The organism is Lachnospiraceae bacterium JLR.KK008 (assembly GCA_037015955.1).
Lineage (GTDB): Bacteria > Bacillota > Clostridia > Lachnospirales > Lachnospiraceae > VSOB01.
The window spans coordinates 1,041,630-1,067,868 of record CP143548.1 but is presented as its reverse complement, the minus strand read 5'-3'; the positions used below and the strand labels follow the sequence as shown (position 1 = coordinate 1,067,868).

22 protein-coding genes and 1 tRNA gene are annotated in these 26,239 nt (G+C 44.7%); 16 read left to right on the top strand and 7 right to left on the bottom strand.

The window, feature by feature from the left end:
* Positions 1 to 48 precede the first annotated feature (48 nt).
* Positions 49 to 696, bottom strand: a complete 648-nt coding sequence (locus tag V1224_05355; GenBank protein WWR16860.1) for a single-stranded DNA-binding protein — start codon at positions 694 to 696, stop codon at positions 49 to 51.
* Positions 697 to 889: 193 nt separating this feature from the next.
* Here V1224_05355 and typA point away from each other — a divergent pair, with 193 nt between their 5' ends.
* Positions 890 to 2,722 (top strand): translational GTPase TypA, encoded by a 1,833-nt coding sequence (gene typA, locus V1224_05350; GenBank protein WWR16859.1) that lies wholly within the window; start codon positions 890 to 892, stop codon positions 2,720 to 2,722.
* Positions 2,723 to 2,966: 244 nt separating this feature from the next.
* Here the strand turns inward: typA and V1224_05345 are convergent, their stop codons facing one another.
* Complete coding sequence (locus tag V1224_05345) at positions 2,967 to 3,860, bottom strand: LysR family transcriptional regulator (GenBank protein WWR16858.1); 894 nt, start codon at positions 3,858 to 3,860, stop codon at positions 2,967 to 2,969.
* 130 nt (positions 3,861 to 3,990) lie between these two features.
* Here V1224_05345 and V1224_05340 point away from each other — a divergent pair, with 130 nt between their 5' ends.
* Together V1224_05340 and V1224_05335 are read left to right on the top strand one after the other, a co-directional pair.
* A complete protein-coding gene (locus V1224_05340) occupies positions 3,991 to 4,554 on the top strand; it encodes a chromate transporter (protein WWR16857.1) in 564 nt (187 codons plus the stop codon).
* Positions 4,551 to 5,114 carry a chromate transporter gene (locus tag V1224_05335; GenBank protein ID WWR16856.1) on the top strand — a complete coding sequence of 188 codons (564 nt, stop codon included), beginning with the start codon at positions 4,551 to 4,553 and terminating at the stop codon, positions 5,112 to 5,114. The genes V1224_05340 and V1224_05335 overlap by 4 nt, the downstream gene beginning before the upstream one ends.
* Before the next feature lie 17 nt (positions 5,115 to 5,131).
* Here V1224_05335 and hemL read toward each other — a convergent pair whose 3' ends face one another.
* Positions 5,132 to 6,394 (bottom strand): glutamate-1-semialdehyde 2,1-aminomutase, encoded by a 1,263-nt coding sequence (hemL, locus tag V1224_05330; GenBank protein ID WWR16855.1) that lies wholly within the window; start codon positions 6,392 to 6,394, stop codon positions 5,132 to 5,134.
* Between the two features lie 78 nt (positions 6,395 to 6,472).
* Between hemL and V1224_05325 the strand changes: the two genes are divergently transcribed.
* A tRNA-Val gene (locus tag V1224_05325) sits at positions 6,473 to 6,546 on the top strand.
* A gap of 71 nt (positions 6,547 to 6,617) precedes the next feature.
* Here the strand turns inward: V1224_05325 and V1224_05320 are convergent.
* The 3 genes from V1224_05320 to V1224_05310 are packed head-to-tail and all read right to left on the bottom strand — an operon-like array spanning position 6,618 to position 9,006.
* Positions 6,618 to 7,025: a hypothetical protein gene (locus V1224_05320; GenBank protein ID WWR16854.1), complete on the bottom strand. Its 408-nt coding sequence runs from the start codon at positions 7,023 to 7,025 to the stop codon at positions 6,618 to 6,620.
* Positions 7,026 to 7,039: 14 nt separating this feature from the next.
* On the bottom strand, positions 7,040 to 8,413 hold the full coding sequence (locus tag V1224_05315) for a hypothetical protein (protein ID WWR16853.1): 1,374 nt from the start codon (positions 8,411 to 8,413) through the stop codon (positions 7,040 to 7,042).
* A gap of 32 nt (positions 8,414 to 8,445) precedes the next feature.
* Positions 8,446 to 9,006, bottom strand: coding sequence for a hypothetical protein (locus V1224_05310; protein WWR16852.1), 561 nt, complete (start codon positions 9,004 to 9,006; stop codon positions 8,446 to 8,448).
* Between the two features lie 341 nt (positions 9,007 to 9,347).
* Between V1224_05310 and V1224_05305 the strand changes: the two genes are divergently transcribed.
* The 11 genes from V1224_05305 to V1224_05255 all read left to right on the top strand — a co-directional run bounded on the left by V1224_05305 (position 9,348) and on the right by V1224_05255 (position 19,264).
* On the top strand, positions 9,348 to 9,767 hold the full coding sequence (locus tag V1224_05305; protein ID WWR16851.1) for a helix-turn-helix transcriptional regulator: 420 nt from the start codon (positions 9,348 to 9,350) through the stop codon (positions 9,765 to 9,767).
* Positions 9,768 to 9,782: 15 nt separating this feature from the next.
* Positions 9,783 to 10,244: an ImmA/IrrE family metallo-endopeptidase gene (locus tag V1224_05300; protein ID WWR16850.1), complete on the top strand. Its 462-nt coding sequence runs from the start codon at positions 9,783 to 9,785 to the stop codon at positions 10,242 to 10,244.
* Positions 10,245 to 10,628: 384 nt separating this feature from the next.
* Positions 10,629 to 13,292 carry a hypothetical protein gene (locus tag V1224_05295; GenBank protein ID WWR16849.1) on the top strand — a complete coding sequence of 888 codons (2,664 nt, stop codon included), beginning with the start codon at positions 10,629 to 10,631 and terminating at the stop codon, positions 13,290 to 13,292.
* The gene (locus V1224_05290; GenBank protein ID WWR16848.1) at positions 13,243 to 14,133 is read left to right on the top strand and encodes a hypothetical protein; all 891 of its coding nucleotides are present in this window, start codon (positions 13,243 to 13,245) and stop codon (positions 14,131 to 14,133) included. Before V1224_05295 ends, V1224_05290 begins: the two co-directional genes overlap by 50 nt.
* A 120-nt stretch (positions 14,134 to 14,253) precedes the next feature.
* Complete coding sequence (locus V1224_05285; protein WWR16847.1) at positions 14,254 to 14,466, top strand: hypothetical protein; 213 nt, start codon at positions 14,254 to 14,256, stop codon at positions 14,464 to 14,466.
* A 17-nt stretch (positions 14,467 to 14,483) separates the two neighbouring features.
* Positions 14,484 to 15,077, top strand: a complete 594-nt coding sequence (locus V1224_05280) for a hypothetical protein (protein ID WWR16846.1) — start codon at positions 14,484 to 14,486, stop codon at positions 15,075 to 15,077.
* A 74-nt stretch (positions 15,078 to 15,151) separates the two neighbouring features.
* Positions 15,152 to 15,964, top strand: coding sequence for a hypothetical protein (locus V1224_05275; GenBank protein ID WWR16845.1), 813 nt, complete (start codon positions 15,152 to 15,154; stop codon positions 15,962 to 15,964).
* 36 nt (positions 15,965 to 16,000) lie between these two features.
* Positions 16,001 to 16,798, top strand: a complete 798-nt coding sequence (locus V1224_05270; protein WWR16844.1) for a hypothetical protein — start codon at positions 16,001 to 16,003, stop codon at positions 16,796 to 16,798.
* Between the two features lie 554 nt (positions 16,799 to 17,352).
* Entirely contained in the window at positions 17,353 to 17,721 is a 369-nt protein-coding gene (locus V1224_05265; protein ID WWR16843.1) for a hypothetical protein, read from the top strand.
* A gap of 76 nt (positions 17,722 to 17,797) precedes the next feature.
* Positions 17,798 to 17,971, top strand: a complete 174-nt coding sequence (locus V1224_05260; GenBank protein WWR16842.1) for a hypothetical protein — start codon at positions 17,798 to 17,800, stop codon at positions 17,969 to 17,971.
* Between the two features lie 60 nt (positions 17,972 to 18,031).
* Complete coding sequence (locus tag V1224_05255) at positions 18,032 to 19,264, top strand: phage tail tape measure protein (protein ID WWR16841.1); 1,233 nt, start codon at positions 18,032 to 18,034, stop codon at positions 19,262 to 19,264.
* A gap of 753 nt (positions 19,265 to 20,017) precedes the next feature.
* Here V1224_05255 and V1224_05250 read toward each other — a convergent pair.
* Positions 20,018 to 20,197, bottom strand: coding sequence for a hypothetical protein (locus V1224_05250; protein WWR16840.1), 180 nt, complete (start codon positions 20,195 to 20,197; stop codon positions 20,018 to 20,020).
* Positions 20,198 to 20,583: 386 nt separating this feature from the next.
* Between V1224_05250 and V1224_05245 the strand changes: the two genes are divergently transcribed.
* Positions 20,584 to 26,184: a hypothetical protein gene (locus V1224_05245; protein ID WWR16839.1), complete on the top strand. Its 5,601-nt coding sequence runs from the start codon at positions 20,584 to 20,586 to the stop codon at positions 26,182 to 26,184.
* Positions 26,185 to 26,239: the final 55 nt, after the last annotated feature.

Below are 26,239 nucleotides of genomic sequence, written 5' to 3'. Positions count from 1 at the left end.
ACAGACATAAAAAACACTGTCAATCGTCTTTCTGCTCCTGAACAGAGATTACTGGCAGCTTTCTTCCAGTTCGTCAGCAAGTTCCAGTTTGCTCACCGACACTTCATAGGCAACGCGCTTTTCCGTCGTCTCTTCTGAAATCTTTTTCATATATTCCCGGCTCTGAATCCTGCCCCACACAAGACATCTGGAGCCTACCGTAAAGCTGCTCACATATCTGGCATTTCTTCCCCAGCAGATACATGGTATGTAATCAGATTTCCCGTAAGGCCGGTTGACCGCCAGCAGCAGATCCGCGATCTCTCTTCCGAGCGGCGTCTTTCTATATACCGGCTCTTTACATATAAAACCGTCCAGATAGATCTGATTTGTTTTCGCACTCTCTTCTATGGCCTCCATAAATTCAATTTCTCTGGCGAACACGGAGAGTACCAGCTTGTTTTTCTTTTCCTCATGTCTGTTGTAAGAACGAAATTGTCCGGTCACACACAAGTATCTTCCTTTATAGTCCGCACTGACATCCAGCAGTCTCTCTGAGACCATGACCGGAATAACGTCCGAAGATTCGCTGAGACGGGCCACTTCTACATCCACCATATAAAATCCTTCTCCAAAAATTTCATGGCTGAATACAAAATCACCTATGACCTCTCCCATGATCGTTACCTGGTTGTTTTCAATTACCTTATCTGTCATTGTTGTTCTCCCTTCTTAATTCAAAGAATTTTTTCCAGTGATGTATTACTAATATATGTAACTTTTTATTTGTTAGAACTTGTATCCGACGCCGGATTCGACAATTCCGGACTGCGGATTCGACATTTCTTCCTGCTTGCAACTTCTTCCGCGGAATGCTATAATTATTTGGTTTTTATTGATGGAGGAGATTATGAAACAGACAAGAAACGATATAAGAAATGTAGCAATCATCGCGCACGTGGACCATGGCAAGACAACCCTTGTGGACGAGCTTCTGAAGCAGAGCGGCGTCTTTCGGGCAAACCAGGAAGTGGCAGAACGGGTCATGGATTCCGGTGACATCGAAAGAGAACGGGGTATCACCATTCTCTCCAAAAATACTGCCGTCATGTACAAAGGTACGAAGATCAACATCATCGACACACCCGGACATGCCGATTTTGGCGGTGAGGTGGAACGGGTTCTGAAAATGGTAAACGGCGTCATCCTTGTCGTAGACGCTTTTGAGGGCGTAATGCCGCAGACAAGATTCGTACTGAAAAAGGCACTGGAACTGAACCATCCGGTCGTCGTCTGCATCAACAAAATCGACCGCCCGGAAGCGCGCCCGGAGGAAATCATCGACGAAGTGCTCGAACTTTTTATCGACCTGGAGGCCAACGAAAAACAGCTTGACTGTCCTTTCGTCTTCGCCTCCGCCAAAGAAGGAACGGCAACACTCGATCTTGACAGTGAAAACACCGATATGATCCCTCTCTTTGAGACGATCATCAATTATATCCCTGCACCGGTCGGCGATCCCGACGCCGGTACCCAGATGCTCATCAGCACGATCGATTACAATGAATATGTAGGCCGCATCGGCGTTGGCAAAGTAGACAACGGTTCGATCAGCGTCGGACAGGAAGTTGTCATCGTCAATCACCATGATCCGGACAAATCTCAGAAAGTAAAAGTCAGTAAATTATATGAATTTGACGGTCTGAGCAAAACAGAAGTCAGGGAGGCCCGCTTCGGTTCAATCGTGGCCATCTCCGGAATCGCCAGCATTCACATCGGTGATACTCTCTGCTCCCCGGAAAATCCGAAGCCAATCCCCTTTCAGAAGATTTCCGAACCGACGATCGCCATGCAGTTTATCATCAACGATTCCCCGCTGGCAGGCAGAGAAGGCAAGTATGTCACAAGCCGCCATCTGCGCGACAGACTTCTGCGCGAGCTGAACACAGACGTATCCCTGCGGGTGGAGGAGACAGACACGACAGAGAGCTTTAAAGTGTCCGGCAGAGGCGAACTGCATCTGTCCGTTCTCATAGAGAATATGCGCCGGGAAGGTTATGAGTTTGCCGTGAGTAAAGCGGAAGTCTTATACCATACGGACGAAGACGGCAAGAAGCTGGAGCCGATGGAACTGGTGTACGTAGATGTGCCCGAAGAATTTTCCGGTACGGTCATTGAAAAACTCAGCACCCGCAAGGGGGAACTGTTAAATATGAAACCGATCAACGGAAACTACACACGTCTGGAGTTTTCGATCCCCGCAAGAGGGCTGATCGGCTACCGCGGCGAGTTCCTGACCGATACGAAAGGCAACGGCATCATGAATTCCGTCTTCAACGGCTACGGTCCCTACAAAGGCGATATTCAATACCGAAAACAGGGGTCTCTCATTGCCTTTGAGGCAGGCGAAGCCATCACCTACGGACTTTTCAACGCCCAGGAAAGAGGAACGCTCTTTATCGGACCCGGTGAAAAAGTCTATGCCGGCATGGTAATCGGGCAAAATGGAAAAGGGGAAGATATTGAACTGAATGTCTGCAAGACAAAGCATCTGACCAATACCCGTTCCTCCAGCGCAGACGAAGCGCTTCGTCTGACGCCGCCGAGAGTTCTCAGTCTGGAACAGGCGTTAGAGTTTATCGACACGGACGAGCTTCTGGAAATCACACCTGAAAGTCTGCGGATCCGTAAGAAAATCCTTGACCCGACGATGAGAAAACGCGCCGCCATGAAAAAGAATTGAAAAGGCAGGCAAATAACATTACTGTGTCGAAGAAATAAACAAAATCAGATGGAAATCAATGAAATTCGATCGAATTGATGTAGAAAAGAATTTAGAAACGGAGTCCGTGAGATAACATTGGTATCGCACCGGAAACAAAAAGACAATCCGCATCTGCTTCATAGGTATTACTATACCTTAGCAGAGCGGATTTGTAAAGGTCAATCATTAATATAGGAATAATAACCTCAGTGGACAAAGGGTATCATGTCAGGAAACAGCAGGATACCTCTCTGCTTTTCAGCCTGTCTGTCAAAATCTGAAAAGGTTTTGTCATATACTTATCCTTATGGTATAACGCCAGCATCTGGTTTTCCATTTCCATGTGATCAACAGGAATCAAACACAATTTCTTCAGGAACAAAGAATCCGACAGTAACTTTTCCGGCAAAACAGTAATGCCCAGCCCAGCCTCAGCAGCCTTGATCAGAGCAAGTGAGTTCACACTCTCCCAGACAGGTTCCGCTTTCAAATTGACAAGCGCGAGCATCCGGTCAAACGTATCACGGATTGCACTCCCCTGTTCACGAAGCAGCAGCGGATAGCTGCATAGCCGGTCCGGTGTCATCATCCGGTCTGGCAAATGAAAATCAGGCGCACAGGCAGCGCACAGCCGATATGCACCCAGACGGATCTTCTGAAAATCACCCTCAGGGGCAATTCCTTCCCAAAATGCAATATCAGCATTCCCACGCTGCAAAATATCAATCGCAGCATTTGCGCTTGCAACCCGGACGGAAACCTGAACTTCCGGGGATGAGCTTTTTAATTCGCTCAGTATTTCAGGAAGCAGAAAAGAGGCGACCGTAATACTCGACACGATATTGACAGGCGTGTTTTCTTCCAGATGATGAATTCTCCTGTCTAAACTTCTGCAGGCCGTCAGAATATTTCGCGACTCCTCCAGAAGGGCTGCCCCACAGCGGGTAAGGGCAACGCCCTTGGGAAAACGTTCAAAAAGAGCGGTTCCCGCCTGCTTTTCCAGTTCAGCGATGGCATGAGACACTGCCGACTGTGTAATATACAGTTTTCTGGCGGCTCCTGTAAATGTTCCGGTCTCAGCAACCGCTTCCAAAATCTCCAGGTATCGTATTACCATGTCTTCTCCTTTGATCTCAATGTCATGTTCCCCTTTTAGGCATGAATAAATTAGATGGATAATATGAAATTATAGCATTTTACAGATTATTGTTCCAAAGATATAATAAGCAGAGCAAAGGAGGGATAATTTGAAACACAATCTGAAAACCTATGGCTGGCTCCTGGCAGTCAATCTCTTTATCAGCGCTTTCACATTTGGCGGCGGATATATCGTTGTCCCGATGGTTCGTCGGTTTTTCGTAGCAAAAAAGCGATATTTTACGGAAGAAGAATTAATCAACATGGCGGCCATAGCCCAGTCGACGCCCGGAGCGATCGCAATCAATCTCTCTGCTTTGGCCGGATATAAAGTCGCCGGTATCGCGGGAGCCTTGATTAGCTGTCTTGCCGCGGTCCTCCCTCCACTCATCATCCTCACAGTTGTCTCTGCATTTTATAAACTATTTGTCTCAAACGAAATCGTTACGGCAATCTTAAAGGGAATGGAAGCCGGTGTCGCAGCTTTAATGATTGATCTGATCACTGATATGTGTGCGTTGATTCTGAAAAGGCGTTCTCTCTTTTTATCTGCCATGATCCCTCTCTCATTCATGGCAAATTTCCTATTTGGTATCAACGTGGCTTTGATACTCATAATCTGCTGCTTTTTGTGTATCTTTCAGGTGTTTTATAAAAAGAGGAAAGGTAAATGAATCCTGTGTGGAATTTATTTCTTGAATTTCTGAAAATCGGCTTATTAAGTATCGGCGGCGGTTACGCAATCATACCTCTGATCCGGGAACAAGTCGTGGAAAAGACCGGCTGGATCAGCGAGAAAATGTTTACCGACATCATCACCATCTCACAGATGACGCCGGGACCATTGGCCGTAAATACCTCGACCTTCGTTGGGCTGCAGATCGGCGGATTCGCGGGCGCTCTGGCCGCAACAGCCGGATGTGTACTCTGCGGTGTTATCATTTCTCTCGTATTATATTGCTTTTTCCAGACTCACCAAAAGTCTGTCTATGCGCTCGAAGTGTTGAACGGACTGAAATCTGCGTCCCTGGGGCTGATCATTTCGGCCTCGGTCACAATCCTGATGACGGCATTGTATGGCGGCGCCAGATCCCATTTGAATTTTTTATCATTTGATCGGGCCGCGCTGTTCATATTTCTGGCGGCGCTGCTCCTGCTGCGGAAATGGAAGATCAATCCGATCGCAATCATGTTGATCAGCGGCGCCGCCGGGCTTATCTTTTACTTAACATAACAATACACGCCCATATCTTATGCAAATGTCTCAACTGCCCGTGCGGTCTTCTCAATATCTTCCGCACTGTGCGCCGCGGAGACAAACATCGCCTCAAACTGAGACGGAGCCACATAGATACCATAATCTAACATATGTTTAAAATAGCGCGCATAGGTTCCGGTATCAGAAGCAACGGCGCTGTCATAATCTGTCACCGGCCTTTCCGCAAAAAAAGCACAGAGCAGCGAACCGATCCTGTTAATCTGTACCCGTCCCGTCTTCTCATAGGCTGACGCCAGTCTGGCTGCCTTTTCCTCCACCTCATCATAAATCTGCGGATGCTCCATGAGAACGGAGAGCGTCGCTATCCCGGCCGTTGTGGCAATCGGATTCCCGGACAAGGTTCCCGCCTGATATACGCTGCCAAGAGGAGCCACACAGTCCATGATCTCCTTCCGGCCCCCGTATACGGCCAAAGGCATCCCGCCCCCTGCGATCTTCCCCAGCGTCGTCAGATCCGGCGCGATATGATAGTGCGCCTGCGCACCGCCGATCCCCAGCCGGAATCCTGTGATTACCTCGTCGAAAATCAGCACCGCACCATATTTTTCGGTAATCTCCCGCAGGAATTCCAAAAATCCCTCCTGAGGAAGCACAACGCCCATATTGGCCGCCACCGGCTCGACGATCAGACAGGCGACCTGCTCTCCATACGCGGCGAACAGCCTCTCCACGTCTTCGCGGTCATTGTAAGAGGCGATGAGTGTATGTTCCGTGCAGGAAACCGGTACGCCGGCACTGTCCGGCACCCCGCCTGTCAGCGCCGCACTCCCCGCCTTCACGAGCAGGCTGTCGGAATGTCCATGATAACAGCCTCTGAACTTGACGATCTTTTCTCTGCCCGTATAGCCTCTGGCCGCCCGGATCGCACTCATAACCGCCTCTGTGCCGGAATTGACAAGCCGCAGCTTTTCCATTGATGGCATACACGCGCGGATCATACCGGCAAGCCTCACTTCCTTTTCCGTCGGCGCTCCATAGGTAAGCCCGTCGCAGACCGCCTCCCGCACGGCCTCCACCACCTGTGGATGGGCATGGCCCAGAATACACGGCCCCCACGAACACACATAATCGATCCAGCTATTGCCGTCCTCATCGACCAGGCGGTCTCCCTGCGCCCGCCTGATAAAGAGCGGCGTGCCTCCTACACTGCCAAATGCCCGCACCGGACTGTTGACGCCGCCGGGCATCAGGGTCAGCGCCTCCCGGTATAATTCCTGTGATCTCTGTATCTGCATATGATTCTCCTGATGAAATATAGTTTTTCTGTTTTTCTTCTTCCAATCTCCGTCCGAATATGATATAATAAATCAGATGGAAGCATAGCTCAGCTGGGATGAGCGCTCGCCTGACTAGCGGGAGGTCAAGGGTTCGAGCCCCTTTGCTTCCATTTTCGTTTGTTCTATTCCGTTCCATATGTCCATGTGTTCTTGCACGTATGACAGATCAATCATACCATTCTTATAATAAATATGGCAATGCCTTTAAATATTTTTCTTTTAACTCGTCCGTTAAAGTATCTGTTTCTGACAAATGATCTTTGATGTCGGCGAGTTTTACCCAATAAGATTCCGGATTCGTATCGGAACACTCTCTGATATTTTTTATGTAATTGATATAGTCCATATCATTCGGTCTTGTAAGCAGTTCCAGACATTCTTTGAAATGAGAATCGTTAATTCCACCGCTCAAATACTTTGTATCTTCCAACAGATCATGCATAATTCCCAAAGCAATACAGTCCTCCATATTTTCATCGTGAATCATTGGATTTTCCGCTATATAAGTAGCAACTCTTATTGCATGATTGTAAGTGTCTTCATCATAAAATCTCTTTGCCATGATTAACGCATAACCAATCATATTCATCACAAATTTCCTCCTCACGCGCTCCGTTTCTTCCTGTACTGTTCAAAGTCCTGTTTCATATGTAGAAAATTCTGTTTCTGATCAGTATCATAAGTATTGTTTTTACTGGCGTAATCTGCCATCCATTCATCTAAATCCTGATCTTCTTTATAAGAATAGATCATCATTGCCAATAGAGAGAATCGATTTTGCCGCTCTAACAATTTGGAACCGTCTCTCACCGTATGATCCAGCAGCCGATCCAGTGTACTTTCGTAATCCTCCAAATCATCATGGAATTCGTCAATATCCAGTTCTAAATTTTCTGAAATAAATTTTTCCGCACTGTCAGAATAAGATTCTGCACTGCCGCTGTGCAGATATTCATGCATCAGATTGCCAAGCAGCGCTAATTTATCAATGATAACCTGTTTATCCTTCGTACTATTGTTCTGTTTTATCTCATCAAATAAAAGACCATGATTGTTTCTTTTTGTTTCTCTGTAATGATATTTAAATTCTCTTAAAAAGTCAGCAAATTTGTCATCACTGATACCCAATTTGGTAAATTGATCAAACAGAGTGAAAAAAATAAAAGAATCCTTTTTATTAAATATATCTTTGATGTCCGCTGTAACAATATTGCCCAATCTATGCAGATGATCTTCTAGGTTATCAAATTCCTTTTCACTGCTGTGGTTGTTGATATACCGGAAGAGATTCTTCGCCTGTTTACTCCATGCTTCAAAGTGGTTGATACACATGACTGTTTCCACAATAATTCTTTCAATCACACCTTTTTCATTGTCGTTGCCAGAGTAAACATTACAATCCAGAAAAAATTTGCCCTCCATCATTTTACGAATACGATTCGCATATTTATCAATATATGTAAATGCCTTCTGATTGGTATTCATGGAAGAATGTTCATTGTATCGCTTAATATAGGTGGCGATTCTGTTCTTGTCGCAGTTTTCATGAATCACAGTCTCGATCTGATAAGCATTAAATTTCTTCTTCAGTTCATCCGGAAGCTGATCGTAAGTCTTTCCCTTAATATCATAGGAGGCGTCCTTCCAGATAATAGTTCCGCTTTCGTCTTTGTCTTTTTTCTTATATGGAATTATCGAATTCTCAACGGAAGGCGAAATTTTATAATTACCATATCTGAACATCATAAAAGCGGCGGTTCTGCTGCCTCCGTCAACAATATCAAGCTGACTGTCCGCTTCTTCTGCTAAAATAATCGGAGGAATATAATCATCTGTGAGAATTGTTACAATCAGACCATTGATGATTGCTTTCCATGCCGGTTTTCTCTGCGTGTCTGCATGATTGGAAATATCTCCATCCTTATTGCTGTTCAAATATGTTTCCAAAGGATACGTTTGTTTTCTGGGTCTTGCCATTTTAAATTTCCTCCTGCTGTTTCCGATGATATTCACTGGAATAACGCTGAAACATTTCTATAAGAACGAATTGCCGCGTTGCAATCCGCATATTGTTTTTCTGTTATCTGTAGTTGTCGTCTGATCTCATCAGGAAAATATCCGCCTGTCAGCAGTCGTAAAACTTCTTTTTGCAGATCAGACAATCTTCCAAGATACGTCAGCATTCTCTGACTATATCCTTCTTCTCTGTTCTCAAAAAGCGCTTTCTCAATCGTAAAATCATCAACAAGTAAATCACCAATCGTAGAATTTTCATCATTGCCAACAGGTATCTCAAGGGAAACAGACAGTCTCTCCGCCTTTCGTTTTTCACGATTTCTGCTCGTCATCTCTGTCTTAATTCTATTTGACAGACAAGCATACAGAAACGCATCAAATGACTGTGAATCATCACATCGTTTCATAACATCGACAAACACTTCGTTCGCAAGCGAATAGAAATCATCCAGATCCTTATTCGACAGCCCGCCAAACTTTACCAGAATTTTATCAACGATACCGCGAAGTTTTCTTGCATTGTTCGCATAATATGTAATTAATACCTGCTCCATATTGTCACACCTCCCTTTATATAAAACCTGTCATGGCACTTTTTGCATTCATGGAATCTTCTTGCCAATGGCTTTCCATCTTTATCTTGTTCATATGATGTTCCGGTTCCCATTACAGTCATACATCTTTTACACAGCATGTTCTTTCTCCTCCTCTTTCATAGCTGAATATTTTCAGCAATATAGATTGACATTATTTTTACTATGTAATAAAATAGCAGTATTACAAGCATATGTTAGTATTTTGCTGAACTTATTCTGCATATCATTTATTATACTGAATATTTTCATCACGTCAACAGATGCACTGAAAGTGTTCAGTAAATTTCAGGAGGAATCTTATGTCATTACTGGATAGAATCAAACAATTATGCAAAGAGCATGGCATCACTCAGCGGAAACTGGAACAGGAAATCGGTATCAGCAATGGCGCCTCATCAAAATGGGAAGTCAGTTCTCCCAGTATCGAAGTTATGAAAAAACTGTCTTCCTATTTTAATGTTTCTATCGACCGTTTAATGACAGACAAACCGGATTCTGATATAATGATTCCGGATACAAAAGACGAAAAAGATATTGCCAGGCGTCTTGAAAATACGCTCTCCGCTCTCGAAGCGCAAGAAGGACTAATGTTCTCCGGTGAACCGCTGGATGATACGACAAGAGAACTTTTAAAGGCAAGTTTGGAAAACAGCATCCGGATAGCGAAAATCAATGCCAAAAAATTTACTCCTAAACAATACAGATCTGACAAGGAATAGGAAGTGAACACTATTTTGAACATAAAAGATACCGTTTTATATCTGATAAAAAAATATCATACTTCCAATCCTTTTGAGTTGGCAGATGCCTTAAAGATTGCGGTTTACTATGAGGAATTAGGTAGCGTTAACGGATATTACAATAATCCATTGCGCATGAAGCAAATTCACATCAACTCTTCTCTCAATGAACAGGATACATTTTTTGCATGTGCCCATGAATTAGGACACGCGATTCTACATCCCAATGCTTCCACTCCATTCCTTCGTTCCAGAACGTTTCTTTCTGTAGATAAGCTGGAGATAGAAGCCAACACCTTTGCGGTTAATTTATTAATACCAGATGAAACCATATTAGAAAACAGGAATTATTCTGCGGAACAACTGGCAAGATTACTTGGATACGATCAGCTGTTAATCGAACTTCGTTTAAAATCCTTCAATCAGGAAACTGCGCCGCGACTGCAACATCGTTGACCAAAGATACATGATAAAAAATAATTATATTTGCAACTCTATTAAGACAGGTGAAAATCATCTGTCTTATTTTTATGCGCAAACATAAATTCTCCTCTGTTTTTTATTTCGAAACTTTAGAATTTTAGAAACTAAATGTAGAAGTAATAATCAGGAACATGCAAAAAAGCAAAACTGATTGAAAGGAGATGCAAATGACAAATCATTTACATGAGACAGCCCATCGCACTTTTGGCGGAGTAATCTATCTATCCGATTTTAATACGGGTAGCAGAGGCCGCAACAATACCAAAGGATCACCGATTGCAAATCGTATCGCCGGCGATCATCAATTTGACAGGCAATGCAGGATAAACAGAGAAATCATGGAAAGAAATAAATCTTATGGGAGCGGGATTTCGTCAGGAGGTGATTACAATAAAAGCAACACAATACACACTGATTAAAGTGCCAATCAAAGAACTTATACAACAAAATTATAACGCTACTGTCAGCAGAGAAACGGAAATCCGTGAAGAATACCTGATTGCCCAAGGTGATTCCCTTCTGTTTGATCAGATCGAACGATTGCGTGGAGAATTTTCCTCCCATATAAACGAAATCATCCTCGTTACGGCAAAGAAGAATCCAAAGCAGGAAGAACATTTAAAATATCTGTTAGATCATGGATTTACATACAATGGTATTCATTATTCCCGATTCGGAAAATCCGCATCACAGGGAAAAGATGGCATTACAGCTTTTATATGTGATGCCATTTTCGATGAACTGTATATGATTACGCAAATGGACATTAAAATTGACGAATGTGTGATTTCCAAATATGAAGCGCAAAGATGCCTGCTTTTCAGCTCCTGCACTCTTGTGAAAGATTATATGCCCTATATTGTAATAATTGGGGAATATGAGAAAACTCTGCAAAATCGATTTATCAAGTATGTCGTTGAAAGAGAAAAAGAATGGACAGACAAAGAAACCGGCAAGACAAAAAAATATATGTCACGGGAAATTGAAGAAGGCTATAAAGATGTAAAAATTTCTCCGTTTGACGGATGCGGTTGTCATGAACATGGTTTTATGGAAAACGTAAGTGCACAGTTAGGGATGGATTACAATGTCATTGGAGCCCAGGTGCGTCTGCCATTTATTAAGGGATACTCGGTTTATGTTCCTTTCAGGCAGATACTGAAGGAATGGGGATATGAATACATTACAGATATTTATGGCACAAAGCATCCTGTCAGCATAATTGATTGTATCTGGAATATCTCCATGTTTAAAGGACACAGGATGTTCCTGGAAAAGTATGGTGACAGTGCCTGGACAGAATATATGAATACCGTCAGGAAATATGAGTTTAAACTTGGGATCAGCAAGTATAGTCACCATGTAAAACATCTGAACAAATATACCAGAATGAATTTTCAATATCTTCAATGTCTGGATTTATGGAATCCAAACTATATTGCTGCTTATGAGAATAAAGTAATCGGCGACTATGATATTCTTGACAGTAATCATGACGGTAAAATTATCACTTTGGCGAAATACACCACTGCCCTGTTTGAAAAAATAATAAAAGGCGATAAGTTTTATACCTATAAATTCATGGGGATTATGGATACCGACGGTTATGAGCCAGAGAGCAAATATCTTGAAGCTGCCCTAATCAATGATGTCATGCTGAAAGATCCTGCAGTGAGACAATTTATATACCGAAAACTGAAAAAATCCATTGAGGAAGCAAAAGTCGGTAAAATATATTGTTCCGGATTCTATCATGCCAGCGTTGGAGATATGATCGGATACTTACAATATGCAGCCGGACAAGAACCGGTCGGATGTCTGGGAGAAGGAGAATTATACAGCGGTAATTTTGATTGCGGTGATGTTATATCACTTCGATCTCCTCTGGTAGATCCTTCGGAGGTAAATAAAGCTAAGATTGCCAGGAATACACTCACTAACAGATGGTTTGAACACTTTAAAGATCAGGATGTTGTCATGTTTAATATGTATGATCTGTCTCTGCCGCAACAAGGGGGCGCAGATTGCGACGGGGACATTTTCCTGTTATGTGACGAGCCTGTCATCATTGACTCCAAGATTGAGAAAAATATCATTCTTGATATTGAGGATAAGGCCACCGTACAGTCAAAGCCGTATACAAAAGAAAATATTATCGAATATGAAGTTATGACCAGAGACAATCGTATCGGTGAAATTACCAACGCCGCAACCAGTATCGAAAACAGATATACGACGGATGAGAATACCAGGACAATGTATTCTGATTATTCATCTTTACTGAGAATTTTTCAGGGAAAAGAAATTGACTTTTTAAAAACGGGGGTCCGCTGGCATATGAATCACGGGCTTAGAAAACATTTAAAACAGCTTCCTTATTTTTTACTTTATAACTATCCTTCCAAGCTCAAAACCTATCAGACTTTATCAGAAAAGAACAGGCAGACGGAGAATCAAGAAGATAAGATAAATTTAAACGCTTACCACTCCCCTTCTCCCATGAATGAATTATGCGATTATATTTGCGCCTGGGAAAAGAGAAACATTCTCTGGGATAACGACGTGAATCATTTGTCTGACAGTAAATATCTGATCATCAACCATGATTTGGACTTATCCGACAGGAAAATCATGAAAGTATGCCGCCGGTATATCAATCAATATGCCGCGGAAATCAAACAACATATCAATCTCCACAGAGATTCGTCCGACGATGAGAATCTGAAATTTAATATGGACGCTGTTGTGACAAAATATAGAAAACACCTGGAAGAAAATTTACAGATTGATGAAGAATTGATTGCAAACTATGTGATAAAAGTTTCTTATTCTTCAGTCTCTATCAGTAAGTCCCTGGCATGGACCGGTTACGGCGATTATATAATCGATAATTTAAGGAAGCACACAAATCCCAAACGAAACGTTTCAATACGGGAGGTCCCTCGTCAGACCAACGATTCTTACGAATATCTTGGCAAATACTACGAGTTTAAGGCAGGTGATACTTATATACGAATGTAAAGATTTGTTTTTATATGAGATTCTGGAAGACTACAGGGAGACAACAGCAGAAGAAAAAGACGAAATTTTCCGCTCGTTCTGCTCCTGCGTCTGGTCGTCAGATAATAAACGAAGACTCTATAAAAAAGCGGTCAGGTTCAACGTGAAAAAAGAGTTGCTGGACACAGAACTCGGACAGGTTTTTGACAGATGGTCATCTATTGAATATACCTATTATAAATCAGTGACTAAAGATGAGAATTGGCGTGCTATTATCAGGCAAAAAATAAACAACATATATACCAGATACTTTGATGAGGAGGTTATTTTAGAAAAAGAATATATGGATTTATTGAAAACTCCTGAGAAATTGTATTATCAATGGATTTCCGGAATACATATGGACGCAGAGACTGTTGCTGACAGTATCAATGATTGTATGAAGAAAGCGCTTCAGGTTAAAGCAAGATTACAAATGGAAAAAATGACGATATCCTGGAATGAATACAAAAAGGTCATGGAGGAATTTTTGAAGAGATGCTTCGATCATTGCAGGCTCATCGAAGAGTATGAAGATAACACAAGAATAAGCGCCATGGTAAATTTCCTTACGGAAGATCATTTTTATGTCGGATATATATGTAAAAGTTTAGAAGGAGAAATTTTAAAATGGCAAAAGAGATATTATCATGTCAGAGATCATAAAAAATATTCTCGTTGCAGACAATGCGGTTCCATAATAGAGAAAACCAATAACCGAGTACTGTATTGTAAAAAATGTTATAAGGAAATAAACCAAAAGGATGCCAGAAACAGAATGAAAAAATATAGAGAAGCAATGAAGAAATCGGCGCTTCCTTAAAATACAAAGCTGTTACTTTTTAGAAAAATACCGCAACTGCTTATAAAGTCTGCCTTTACAGGCATTTCAGGCTTCGTATATATCAGGTATGAAAAACAAAGTAACACAGGAGGAAATAAAATGGCAAAAACAAAATATGTAGATCTTGCCGGATTGCAGGTGTTTAAGAGCTGCACCGAAGAGAAAATTTCAGATGGTGATGCAGGCGCAAAATCATACGCAGACGGGCTTCATACAACAATGGGCACACGAGTAGATTCACTTGAAGCAAAAATCGGTGACGGGTTTGAAGTCGTAACAGCAGAAGAGATCAACGGTCTTTTTACTGAATAATTCCGCCGGAGGTATCTATGCCCAAAAATAAGTTTATTGATTTATTTGGATTGGCAGTATTCAAATCGAAAATAACCGATTTAATCGTCAACCACACCGCAGACAATAGTATCCATGTATCTCCTGCCTCACACGACCACGCAAACCAGGTATGGAAAACGGATGATGAGGGAAATCCCGGGTGGCGAGATGAAAAGAATACGGAAATTCAGAATCAGATCGATGAGATAACCGGTAATATCAATATCCTGAACGAAAATTACAAACAGCTCACAGAAACATCCTCCCCTAAAAGCGCAGCAATGGGAGGAATGACAAATGTAACGGCAGGCGTAGGGGCAGAACTTGTACGATTTAATCTTCCGGGCAATGGAAATTTTTATATCGTAACTGGACAAGTGAGAAGTCAAACCTTTACAGGCGCTTGCGTTTCACTGCAAATAACGGGAGGACTTGTTTCTACCGATCAACACCCGGGCTCCGGCGCAGGAGACTCGCAAAATTATAACAGTACAATTATTGCGAGGTCCGGATCACTTATTACACTTAGATGCTGGCCGATTACTACCGGTCAGCTCAGGTGGGAATATGCCTATGTGCAGGTGAGCTAATTGATACTATTAAAGTTTTTTGGGTTAATTAATAAGGAGGACTAGTGTGAAAGAAGGCAGAGGGCCGCCAATAAATGGCTTATTTTAAAGTCCGGGAGCAAACAGGAGGTGAATTTACTATGATTGACAAAGACATTCCCGATCAGCTTATTTTATACCGCGGACACTCCCATAGAATCAATGAATCTATATCCATTCGCATTCCTACCCTGGAAGAAATCTGTTTATATGGCGAATTAAAATATTATTCAATGATACATATGTTGTGTTCTGTCGGTGTTGATCTGTGCTGGCAGCTTGAAGAAGCCGGTATCCCGTTTGATGAAATATCAGACTATAAATTATTCTATATGATTCTGCGAAAACATTATCATACAGAACAGACACAGATCCTATTCGGCAACATGCTGAATTTAAAAGAAATGAAGCTCAGCGAAAATGAAAATGGCGAAGTTTATTTAACTCAGGAAATCATATCGGAAGATAATGGTAAAAAAACAATTACGATTCATGAACAGGACTATCATGAGATCGTCAAATATTTGCGCGCACTGCATAATTTGAAACGAAATGATGCTGTTGCCGGCACAAAAAGCTGTCGTATGGCTTTTATAGAAGATGCGAAAACGGAATACGAAGCACACTTGTCAGAGCCAGTAAAATCTAATTTGCTGCCAATGATATCTACTATGGTAAATTCAGACGGTTTCAAAAGAAACGATCAAACCATATGGGATATGAATATCTATGCTTTTATGGACAGTGTAAAACGAGTCGACAAGATCAGAAATTCCAATTTCTTGTTGCAAAGCGGATACTCCGGATTTGGCATAGACTTAAACAAAATCAAAAAAGAGGAACTAAATTATATGGGAGAACTGAATTAATCAGTTCTTTCTTTTTTATAAGGAGGAAAATATCATATGACAAAATTTAACCCCAATGAAGTAGTATTTGAAAAGATCAGGTACATTGAAGAATTTGACCCGACCACCAAACAGTTACTGAGCAGGCTTACCAATGTCAAGGAACCGACCCTGAATTTCACTTCCGAAGGCACTCCCGTCACAGATGCTCAGGGCGCGGAGATCGTAACTTTTTATAACGCCGCACAGGGCACGCTCTCTTACACGAACGCAATCCATTCCTTTGACTTGCTTGCAGAACAGTTCTCTTCCGAGAAGATGATCGCCACAGAGGATAAGAAGATTGTCGCGCCGGTAAGTGAAGTGCTCGAAATTGTTAATAACAGCGTAACATTGCGGTATGTTCCTGTCGGCACGCCCGGCGCAGAGATCAAATATGTACAGCTCGTCAACGATGAAAATGAATTTGGCGAGACGCTGGAAGTATCCGCCGCTGTCGCGGAAGGCAAATTCACAGTGGATGCCGCAGCGAAAACACTGACCTTCCATGCAGACACCGCCGGCCGCGTCATTGTCGATTACGAGGCGGAAATGGCGCAGGCCATCAGCCTTGCCAAAACGACGGACTCCATGCCGCCTGTAAGGACGCTGCATGTACACTGCTATTTCAGAAACAAATGCGATAACAATATCAAATATATCGGCGTGATTACCTTCCCCAGAGCGCAGATCGATATTTCCAGCATTGATGTCAGCCTGACTCCTGACGGAGGACATGCCGTTACCTACAAACTGCAGAAGCCTTACTGCGACGAGGCCGGAAAGCTCTGCGAAGTGTTTGTTTACAAGGATTAATATAGACTGGGCGTTACGCCCTTTCTATATTTAAGATTAACCGGAGGACATATGATATGTCAGAACAATTAAATGCTGTCTGCAGTATCTGCAATAACCGCTATCACGTCTGCAACACCTGTAAAAGTATTCAGACTTTAAAAACATGGCGGACAGTCGCAGATACGATAGACTGCTATAAAATATATATGCTTATTCATGATTATAAGAGTGGTACTCTCACCAAGGAAGACACACGCAGAAAATTAGCGGAATGTACTTTACCTCAAACATTTCAGCCTCATATAAAGGCTGTGGTCGATGAAATTATGAATCATGATTGCGAAAGATAATATCTGACTCAATGAACGAAACTGATAACTGGGAGGATTTTTAATTATGACCACTACTGTGTTTTTAATTTTACTATCCGGATTTTCCGTAATCAGCAGCCTTGTAACTATGGTACTCATGGGATTGGCAGTCAAATTGGTTTCCATGGCAGAATTTGACAAAGTGAAGCAAATGATTCTTCAACTTTCCAGTCAAAAGAATAAAGGAAGGTGGTTATAGAAATGGACGAAAATTATACTGAATTAGCAGTCCACATTCAAGAAGTGGATAGTCGAAGCCGTTCCAATGAACACCGTCTTGAAAACCATGATAACGAAATCCGTGAGCTTCGCGAAAAACAAGATGCTATTTATGATTTAACATCTTCCGTAAAATCTATTGCCACTGATATGGCATATATCAAAGAAGATGTCAAGGACGTAAAATCAGGACAGGATAGATTGAATGAAAAGGTTACTGTATTGGAAAACCGTCCTGCAAATGAAACAAAGAAAAAGATTGATCAGATTGTGGATAAATTGTTATGGTTAATGATTGGTGGTATCAGCGTCGGATTATTATCCGCTGTTCTGCCTAATATTCCGTGGTAATTTCAGACTTATTACATAGTCTGGCAATCAGATGTCATGCAGGCAAAGAGAGTCCAAATGGAAAGGGAAATGAAATATGATCACATTATTTAGAATGTTTAAATGCTGGCAGCTCAGGACTAAATGGAGACTTGCAATCTGGGAGTTTATTGATCGGCAGGCAATGGAATTGGCTGAAAACCCAGAGGTATTGGAAAAGAAGTTTGTAGATTCACTGACAAAATTAATTCATGAATCTAACGGTAACTAGAGTCTTACTTTGTTGGCGGTATTTTTACATCCCCAAAACAAAAAGGAGGTACCTGTATCTATGAATGAATCTCTCCTACTGCTCCAGGCAAAACTGGATGAAGTAACATCAAAAAAGAATCTTAATGCTGATATTAAGAAAATACAAAGTCAGCTTGACAAATTGAAGGTTCAGGTGGAACCGGACCCGAAAAGTCTTTCTCACATTACGAAGCAGTTAGAAGCCGCTTTGAGTCAAACGGTCGACAAGGCTGGCGGAAAGGCAAACGCAAAAGTACCAGGCATGATTGCGAACCTTGTCCACGGCGCGGCGGCAATGGCTGCCAATGTATCAAAGATAGACGCTGCCCTCACAGAATTGGAAAAGGGGGCTGCCCTGACCGCGGATCAGCTTGATAAAGTGACGGATCAGGCGTCTGCGTCAGGAAAACGCCTGGCAAGAACCGGCGCCGATGTCCTTGATGCCGCGGCGGATTTTAAACGCGCGGGTTATACGATTTCCGACAGCATGGCCTATGCCGAAGAAGCCTTAAAGACAGCCGGCCTGTCAGGAAACCTCATGGACGCCGGACAGGCTGCAGACAGCCTGATTCACATTATGAAAGGGTTTCATAACGAGAGCCCGGAGTTCGCCGCAAATATCAACGATGCCGTGGCCCATCTTTCCAATACAAAAGCCATAGATTTTGATCACCTGATTGACGGCGCCGCAAGATTGTCTGCCGCCGCCGGTCAGTCCGGAATGTCTTTGGAACAGATGCTCGGAACACTGACTGGCGGTTATGAAATCCTTGGGGACATGGAGACGGCAGCCGCAGGCCAGGCTGCCATTTTCTCCCGGATGCAGGCAGCTCAGGCAGATGGCGGAGAAGAACTGAGAAATATTTATGACATCCTTAACGATACTGCCAGCATCTGGGATACGCTCGATCAAAATACAAAAAACGCATTGGCAGTTGACGCCGCGGGCACCGGGCAGGAGGAAGTCTTTCTCGCCCTCATGCAGAACTGGGAAGGGGTCAGAGACGCCGTACAATCCGCCTCCGACAGTTTCGGAAGCGCGAATGCAGAAAACGAGAAATACATTACCAGTATCCAGGGACGGATTGAGAACTTTGAAGGGTCCCTCCAGCAGTTATCAAAAACGTTTCTGGATTCCAATTTCATAAAGTGGTTTGTTGATTTGGGAACAACAGCCGTAACTGCGGTTGATAACATCGTTAAGGCGTTCGGTTCCTTAAAACCTATCGGCATGATTGCCGGAGGACTACTAGGTGCAAAAAAGCTGGGTTAGCGAATCAGATTTTAACGCAAATTGTGCGAGGCTCAGTATATACCCCGTGACGAGGCGGGAATCCTTGTGTAAAACACTAAGAACCGTATAGAAATATATGGAAGGGTATATTAGAAAAATCAACTGCGACCGCTACATCGCAGACCTCTGATATGACTGTGTGTGAACTACGCAGTTTCCGGATATCGCAAGAACCGGACAAGGACAAGAACGGCTCATGTGACTCATCATTTAGCATGATGACCCAACTTGCAGAGAGGCGTACTGCTCTACCGGAGTAAGTGCCGCTCCCATCGGCCACCAAGAGGACGTAGGTATGAATGAATTGATACCCACGAAGGCATGGTCAACAGCCTGTCATTGAGCGTGACAGTGAAAAAGTTCACCGCAACTATGCGGCGCGTTAAAAATAGTGCGTTTTATTTTTATGTTACCGGATGACTTCCAAAAACATTCGTGACTGAAAATAGACATAATAATGATTGATAACTTCGTACATTATCAAAAATCACCACGTATATCCACAGTTTTTACACTCAAAACTCTTATTTATCTTTTTACTGAACATCCCCCACATAGCAATAGAAGCACCACGATTTATTGTGGATATTGGCTTGATATTCGTTGATTTACAGTGTGGGCATCTTGGCGCATTGTCAGTTTGTGCTTTACTACTCTTCTGCTGTTGAAGCTGAGTCTTGAATTGGCTCATTTTTATATTGGTACTCAATGGATCGTTTTCTTTAAGGTCGATCATAGCTTGAAGAAAACTTTATCATTTGAAATATCACACAACAAATCAAAGTCATCTCCTGATATATTCATTTCTTCTAATTTGCCATTACAATTATTAACTTTATGGATTAACTGATCTGTATCATTACAAAAACCAACAATACCACATTTATCACATTTTACTACTATTCTGCTCAAATCAAACCACCCCATTTAAAATTGAATTGTATTATATCATATGCAGTTTATAATTGGAAGTTATAAAAGATAAAGCAGAACTCTTGCTCGCACAAGTTTCTGATGGGAAATTACAATTAGGTGGATTATTTGACGGACTAAAGGTTAAATTAGACAAATACGAAGAAATAATTGATCAATTTTCTAAGCTATCAATTACTGGCAATGAGAAATATACTAATTTAGCAACTGGTGAAATATATTGGGATAAAATCGCCAAATCCATAAAAGGCTGTGACGAAACCGCCCTTTCCTACTTCAAAAGCCTGGAGGACGGAAGCGGTACCATCAACAATCAGTCTGCATCAGTAGAAGGATTGGGTGCTTACCTAAAAAAAACTGGACAGATGTTCGACTTCGCCGCCATCAAAGCAACACTCCTTAACACAGCACTCAACGCGGGAATATTCCTCGTGGCATCCGTCGCAATCCAGGGTCTGGCAAAAGTACTCGACAACTACATCCACAAAGTGGAAAAAGCCAGAGAACGCACCACTGAACTATTCTCCGAATTCAAACAGAGGAACGATACGCTTGCCGATCACAGGAAAACCGTATCAGAACTGGCAGGCAGGTATGAGGAATTATCAAAAGGCGTAAACCTCTCAGACAATGAGAACCGTTCCTTATCCACAGAGGACTATGAAGAGTTTCTGAACATCAATGAACGGCTTGCCAGTTCCTTCCCAGAACTGGCAAAAGGCATTGATGAAAATGGTAATTCCATTCTTGCACTTGGCACAAAGGGTATTACTGCAAAAGAACAGCTAGAGGACCTCTTACAGACTGAAGAAGATTTAAACAACTTCAGGACTGCGCAGGGACTCGAAGAGACTTTTGAAGGCGTCTATACTTATGTTGAAGAAGCAAACGAAGCAACTGATAAATTAAACGGTTCTATCAGTGATTCCAGTAAAGCGATGGACAAGTTACAGGATATAGCTGAAAACGGAATTAATCTCACAGGCGAAAACAATCAATTACTTTTTGCCGGAAATACCAATAATCAGGCGGAACTTGATTACTGGTATTCTCTCACGGACTCTGTCAATGAATTCTGGCAGTCATTAGATGGACAAAGACGTGTTGAGTTAAGTGGACTTGGAATTGACAATTCAACCTTATTCCATTTTAATACGGACGATAATACTGGTGCCTTTGAGGTATATTCACAGGCTTACAATCTTTCACCAGACGAAAGAACGGCATTAGAAAACATTATTCAGGACAATGTTGGTGAGGTAAGCAGCGCACTCCTTGACTCTGTCAGTGATCAGAAACAGAGCCTGCAGGAGCAGATTCAGAAAGGAGAAAATGCCTGGGCAGATTTTATACCGCTTCTAATCTCTTCTATGAAGTCAAAATCAACGTTTCAGAATCTGGACCCTGATTTGCATGATATTGCCATACAGATTGTTGAAGGCCTCGATTACAGTTATGCCAGTGCCATGAAAGCATATGACCCCGATCCATATGCTTATATCAGGGATAAGTTCATTGTTCCGATGGGCAGACTTAATGATTCTGATAAACGGAAGCTGCAATCTAACTTTGAGGCATTATTCCTGTTAGACGCCGGGAATCTATCTCAGGACAACCAGACAAAAATTGAAAGATTTATCAACACGATTGCTGTTCTGCTGAAAAAAGATCCGTTTGAGATTCGTGTCGCGTTGGGATTCGATGTAGAAGATTCCCGGGACAGATATGAGAAAGCATTAAACGAAGCAAAACGTCAGCTTGGCGGTTATGGCCATGATGACAGAGGCTTTGAAGTCAACAATGCTGTTGGTTATCAACTTGATGACTTCTGGAATGAACATGTGGTAACTGAGGATGACTGGGTTTTATGGCAGAAGGTTACAGAAGGAATCACCGATTACACAGAAGCCGTAAATGCTTTTACAGAAGCAAAGAAAAATGCTGTTACTGCCGGCGTCAATGATAATAATCTTCCCCTCTCCGTCTCTTCTACCATCTCCCAGCTAACCACCCAGCTAATGCCCGCCTTCGATGCCCTGAAATCTGCTTATCAGAGCATCTTTACAGAAGACGGTTTTACCCTTGAAAACGTAGACTTATCCATGCTGGATTCCATCAAATCATCCATTGACGACCTGAATTCCATGGAAGGCGTGGATATAAGTGTTGATTATGCCTCCTTTGAGAACCTTGCAAGAGTGCTGACAGATACCGCTTCCACAGAAGATGACGTCCATGAAGCCATAGATTTATTCGCCACAGACATTGTATCCTCCTTAAATCCTGCCCTCTCGCAGTGCTCCGGGGAAGCGTACCTGATGATGCAGTCTCTTTTAGAATCCCTTGGCGTGATGAACAGCGAACAGGCCATGGCATCCGCCCTCGGTTATACGTATGAAGAGTATGCCGCCGCGAAAAAGGAATGCGCGGATGCGGGCTTCGATCTTGCCAATGCCACGGAAGAACAGATCGCTGATTTCATTCAGGAACAGGGCGGGGCGGAAAACTGCGGCGCGGCCCTTGCGACACTACAGTTAAAGAAGCTGCTTGTAAACTCTGCGTCCATCAGCACCCTATCCGATGTAAACCAGATCCTGTCCCTCGCAAAGGCGGCCGGTATCTCCGCCGATTCCCTGGTCACCCTTGCCAATGCAAAGGCACAGTTTGAGACGGCACAGGCCCAGTATAAGAAAGACGGCTCCAGAGAGTCACAGCAGGCTATGGCGCTTGCGGCCCGCGGCATGAAGGAAGCCAGCGGGAAAGTAAAGGAAGACATCTTAAACTATGAGCCCGTAGAGTTTGCTCCCAAAGGAAACGGCACAGGCAGTGGAGGCGGTGCTTCCCGCTCCCAGAAAGAGACGGCGGAAACCTTCGACTGGATTGCCAAAGCCATCGAGGCCATCGAAGATGACTTATCCCGCCTTGATAAAGCCGCTTCTTCCGCCTACGCTTCCGCCATTGAAAAGAACGAGGCCCTTTCCGAGAGCATCGGCAAGATTAACGAAGAGATCCTGCTCCAGCAGCAGGCCTATAAGCAGTACATGGCAAAAGCGGAGGCCGCGGGATTATCCGATGAATACAAAAACCTCGTCCAGAACGGCGGCGTTGCCATCGAGTCCATAACGGACGCTGACCTCAAGGAAGCGATCAAAACCTACGAACAGTGGTATGACAAGGCAGAGCAGGCGCAGCATCAGATCGACGAACTCCATGAGAAGGCAAAGGACAAACACGTGGCCGCCTATGAGTTAGAGGCCGGCGAGATCGAAAAGCTCCGGGAAAATCAGGTGATCACAGAGCGCGAATATCTGGACGCCATGCAGGCGCTCTACGAGAAGTATTACGCCGGCCAGACCGGCTTTGCGAATCAGGCAAAAGACGCGAGGCTGAAACTCTTACAGGAAGAAAAAGAATTTCTGGAAACAATAGCCGATGCCGCCGCCTCCCTCCTCGATGGCCAGATCAAAGACACCGGGGAGGAGAAAGACCGGGCCCGCAAAGCCTACGAAGACCAGATCGACGCTATCGAAGAGATCATCGACGCAAGAGAGAGGGAAAAAGACGCCGTCCAGCAAAAGATCGACGCCCTTAAAGACGAAGGCGACGAGCTCGACAGGCAGAAAACCCTCCTTGACGCCGTAAAGAGCAGACAGGAAGCCCTCTTTGCCCTGGAGCGTGCGAAAAACCAGAGAAGCCAGATGCTCTATCAGGACGGGCAGATGGTATGGACGGTGGACGACGCCTCGATCCGGGAGGCAGGCAAAAGCGTGGAAGACGCGCAGGCCGCCGTCGACAAGGCAGAGCGCGACATTCAGATCGCCGATCTGCAGGCGCAGATCGACCTGATCCAGGACGGGATCGACGCGCTTGAAGACCAGAAGGCGCAGATTGAGGCCCTTGCCGACGAATCCGACGCCTTCTTTGACAAAAAGATCGCCGACATAGAAGCCTACCAAAGCAGGTGGAACGAAGCCTTTGACAGCAGGGAACGCTCCGCCGCCATGGAAAACCTCAAAGCCATGTTCGGGGAGGACGCCCCCGACCAGATCCTCGCCCACAGCGATGCGCTGTTATCCACACTGGCACAGTCCTGCATCGACACCCAGGCGGCCATCGACCTCGTGACAGCCGGCGCGGTCGGCGCGCTCACACAGCAGTGGGGAGAGCTTGCCGGAGTCTCCGTCTCTATGGACAACGCCATGCGCCTGTCCGGACTGTCCATGGACGAACTGACCGGGAAAGCCGGCCTGCTCGGCCTCGCCATCGGCCAGACCGCCGACTCCTCCAGGCAGATCGGGGAAGCGTTAAACGCGGCGGACACCACGGCTGCCAGCGAACAGTTCCACACTGCGGGCGCATCCGCACAGGAAATGCAGCAGCAGGTGGAAGGAGTTACCCAAACGCTGGATACGCTTACCTCCGATGTCCAGGGCCTTTCCATCCCCGCCCCTGACACCAGAGCGTTCGCCGCCGCCCTCTCAGGGGAAGACGGAGCCGGCGGCATCCTTGGACAGTTACATGCCTTTATCGAGAGATTCCGCGGGATCTGCCTCGAGATCCCTTCTATCTGGAACGGCATGATCCAGTCCATAAGCGGACAGGAAACCGCTTCCGGACAGGCCACAGGCTGCGACGCCCTCTTCGCCCCTCTCCTGACTGCCATGGACACTGCAAAGACTGCCATCGACACGAAACTGACAGAATACGCGGGCGCATGGACCCAGTTTCACACCGACCTCGGGGCCATCATCGGCATCTCAGCCGGAGGCGGGGCAGGGAAAGAGGCTGCTGGAAAAGGAAAACACGGCCTTTCTCTGCCGTCTGGAAAGGCAGCCGCCTCCGGGGACGGGAAAGGAAGCGCCCCCTCCGAAGGCGGCACCATCGTCGGGACGATCACCGCCGGAGGGCAGGCAGCCACGGCGGCCTTAAACGAGTCATGGATTCCCGGCTTTGAAGGGTTCGCCGCTTCCATCGACCACATCTGCTCCTGCGTATGCACCATGACCGCGGACATGGCCAATGAAGTCATTGACATGGTCAACGCGGCCTTAAAAGCATTAAAGGAGCTGCAGGCTAAGAATACCAGCGCCTACAAGATCGACAAGGTAACAAGCGGCTATGCGGCCCATCCGGTCAGCGCTGCGAACGCATACGGCACGCTCTCTTCCCCTGACGGAAGCGGCGCCATCGTCAGAGACCAGACCTCCCTTGTCAACGAGCTGGGCAGCGAAATGATCGCCCGCGGGGGAACTCTGTACGAGATCCCCCGCGGCGCGCAGGAAGTACAGCTCAAAAAGGGAGACATCGTCTTCAACCACAGACAGACCGAAGAATTAAAGAGGCACCACCGCGTCACCTCGGGCGGCGGCCGCGGGAAGCTGATCGGCGCCTTCGCCTCGGGAACGGCGGACGCCTCCTCCGTCAGCGTACTGGAGGGCAGTATCCGCGAGCTGTGGGACAGCGAGCAGTTCCAAAAGCTGCTGGATACGATCACCGGGCTGAAAACCGGACAGGATACGGTCATCGAACAAAACGATGGGCTGCTCAGGGACAGAGACGGCGCCGTCATGCTGGATAAAAACGGCAATCCCTATCCCAGAGGGAGCTTCCTCGGCTCTGACGGGCATGTATACACCCCGCTGCCCGACGACCATCCCGACATCTTGATGGGGAAACGGTTTGATGCGTATGTGCAGAGGATGGGCGGGCCGGAATTTCTCTCTGTCAATGCGATGGCCCGGCACGAACAGCAGATGGAGAGTATGCTGAGGCAGATCACCAATTCCACGGTTGTCATGAATAATAATAAGCCAAGCATCACGATTGGAGATATTCATGTCACCTGTCCGGGAGTCACACGACAACAGGTAGCAGAACAGCTTGGTTATGCGATAGGGGATGAATTGAACAAACAATTCAATGGATTGTCTCTTTATGCTTACCAGGATAGTAGAATCAGCAGATAATTCAGATAAATGAGAATAGACGGCTGTACTTTGGCATATGATTGCAGCCGTCTGA

Excerpts from the sequence above, each read along its gene's own strand:
- V1224_05355 (WWR16860.1), bottom strand. The coding sequence starts at position 696 with ATGACAGATAAGGTAATTGAAAACAACCAGGTAACGATCATGGGAGAG.
- typA (WWR16859.1), top strand. The coding sequence starts at position 890 with ATGAAACAGACAAGAAACGATATAAGAAATGTAGCAATCATCGCGCAC.
- V1224_05345 (WWR16858.1), bottom strand. The coding sequence starts at position 3,860 with ATGGTAATACGATACCTGGAGATTTTGGAAGCGGTTGCTGAGACCGGA.
- V1224_05335 (WWR16856.1), top strand. The coding sequence starts at position 4,551 with ATGAATCCTGTGTGGAATTTATTTCTTGAATTTCTGAAAATCGGCTTA.
- hemL (WWR16855.1), bottom strand. The coding sequence starts at position 6,394 with ATGCAGATACAGAGATCACAGGAATTATACCGGGAGGCGCTGACCCTG.
- V1224_05320 (WWR16854.1), bottom strand. The coding sequence starts at position 7,025 with ATGAATATGATTGGTTATGCGTTAATCATGGCAAAGAGATTTTATGAT.
- V1224_05315 (WWR16853.1), bottom strand. The coding sequence starts at position 8,413 with ATGGCAAGACCCAGAAAACAAACGTATCCTTTGGAAACATATTTGAAC.
- V1224_05310 (WWR16852.1), bottom strand. The coding sequence starts at position 9,006 with ATGGAGCAGGTATTAATTACATATTATGCGAACAATGCAAGAAAACTT.
- V1224_05305 (WWR16851.1), top strand. The coding sequence starts at position 9,348 with ATGTCATTACTGGATAGAATCAAACAATTATGCAAAGAGCATGGCATC.
- V1224_05295 (WWR16849.1), top strand. The coding sequence starts at position 10,629 with ATGGGAGCGGGATTTCGTCAGGAGGTGATTACAATAAAAGCAACACAA.
- V1224_05285 (WWR16847.1), top strand. The coding sequence starts at position 14,254 with ATGGCAAAAACAAAATATGTAGATCTTGCCGGATTGCAGGTGTTTAAG.
- V1224_05280 (WWR16846.1), top strand. The coding sequence starts at position 14,484 with ATGCCCAAAAATAAGTTTATTGATTTATTTGGATTGGCAGTATTCAAA.
- V1224_05275 (WWR16845.1), top strand. The coding sequence starts at position 15,152 with ATGGCTTATTTTAAAGTCCGGGAGCAAACAGGAGGTGAATTTACTATG.
- V1224_05270 (WWR16844.1), top strand. The coding sequence starts at position 16,001 with ATGACAAAATTTAACCCCAATGAAGTAGTATTTGAAAAGATCAGGTAC.
- V1224_05265 (WWR16843.1), top strand. The coding sequence starts at position 17,353 with ATGGACGAAAATTATACTGAATTAGCAGTCCACATTCAAGAAGTGGAT.
- V1224_05260 (WWR16842.1), top strand. The coding sequence starts at position 17,798 with ATGATCACATTATTTAGAATGTTTAAATGCTGGCAGCTCAGGACTAAA.
- V1224_05255 (WWR16841.1), top strand. The coding sequence starts at position 18,032 with ATGAATGAATCTCTCCTACTGCTCCAGGCAAAACTGGATGAAGTAACA.
- V1224_05245 (WWR16839.1), top strand. The coding sequence starts at position 20,584 with ATGTTCGACTTCGCCGCCATCAAAGCAACACTCCTTAACACAGCACTC.